Here is a 1,484-nt window from a genome sequence, read left to right as displayed (position 1 = left end):
CTGGCAGTCAGAGGCGATGAAGGACGTGCTAATCTGCGATAAGCGTCGGTAAGGTGATATGAACCGTTATAACCGGCGATTTCCGAATGGGGAAACCCAGTGTGATTCGTCACACTATCATTAACTGAATCCATAGGTTAATGAGGCGAACCGGGGGAACTGAAACATCTAAGTACCCCGAGGAAAAGAAATCAACCGAGATTCCCCCAGTAGCGGCGAGCGAACGGGGAGCAGCCCAGAGCCTGAATCAGTGTGTGTGTTAGTGGAAGCGTCTGGAAAGGCGCGCGATACAGGGTGACAGCCCCGTACACAAAAATGCACATGCTGTGAGCTCGATGAGTAGGGCGGGACACGTGGTATCCTGTCTGAATATGGGGGGACCATCCTCCAAGGCTAAATACTCCTGACTGACCGATAGTGAACCAGTACCGTGAGGGAAAGGCGAAAAGAACCCCGGCGAGGGGAGTGAAAAAGAACCTGAAACCGTGTACGTACAAGCAGTGGGAGCACGCTTAGGCGTGTGACTGCGTACCTTTTGTATAATGGGTCAGCGACTTATATTCTGTAGCAAGGTTAACCGAATAGGGGAGCCGAAGGGAAACCGAGTCTTAACTGGGCGTTAAGTTGCAGGGTATAGACCCGAAACCCGGTGATCTAGCCATGGGCAGGTTGAAGGTTGGGTAACACTAACTGGAGGACCGAACCGACTAATGTTGAAAAATTAGCGGATGACTTGTGGCTGGGGGTGAAAGGCCAATCAAACCGGGAGATAGCTGGTTCTCCCCGAAAGCTATTTAGGTAGCGCCTCGTGAATTCATCTCCGGGGGTAGAGCACTGTTTCGGCAAGGGGGTCATCCCGACTTACCAACCCGATGCAAACTGCGAATACCGGAGAATGTTATCACGGGAGACACACGGCGGGTGCTAACGTCCGTCGTGAAGAGGGAAACAACCCAGACCGCCAGCTAAGGTCCCAAAGTCATGGTTAAGTGGGAAACGATGTGGGAAGGCACAGACAGCCAGGATGTTGGCTTAGAAGCAGCCATCATTTAAAGAAAGCGTAATAGCTCACTGGTCGAGTCGGCCTGCGCGGAAGATGTAACGGGGCTAAACCATGCACCGAAGCTGCGGCAGCGACGCTGATGCGTTGTTGGGTAGGGGAGCGTTCTGTGAGCCTGCGAAGGTGTGCTGTGAGGCATGCTGGAGGTATCAGAAGTGCGAATGCTGACATAAGTAACGATAAAGCGGGTGAAAAGCCCGCTCGCCGGAAGACCAAGGGTTCCTGTCCAACGTTAATCGGGGCAGGGTGAGTCGACCCCTAAGGCGAGGCCGAAAGGCGTAGTCGATGGGAAACAGGTTAATATTCCTGTACTTGGTGTTACTGCGAAGGGGGGACGGAGAAGGCTATGTTGGCCGGGCGAATCTTGGATACGAATTCCCGCGGCCGCCATGGCGGCCGGGAGCATGCGACGTCGGGCCCAATT

General features: G+C 53.9%; 1 rRNA gene. It reads left to right on the top strand.

What is annotated here, in order from left to right:
* A 23S ribosomal RNA gene (locus H9Y04_RS49025) occupies positions 1-1,484 on the top strand; the annotation flags it as partial.

It is taken from the genome of Streptomyces polyasparticus (genome assembly GCF_014493765.1).
GTDB lineage: Bacteria > Actinomycetota > Actinomycetes > Streptomycetales > Streptomycetaceae > Streptomyces > Streptomyces polyasparticus.
This window is presented reverse-complemented; position numbering and strand designations above follow the sequence as displayed.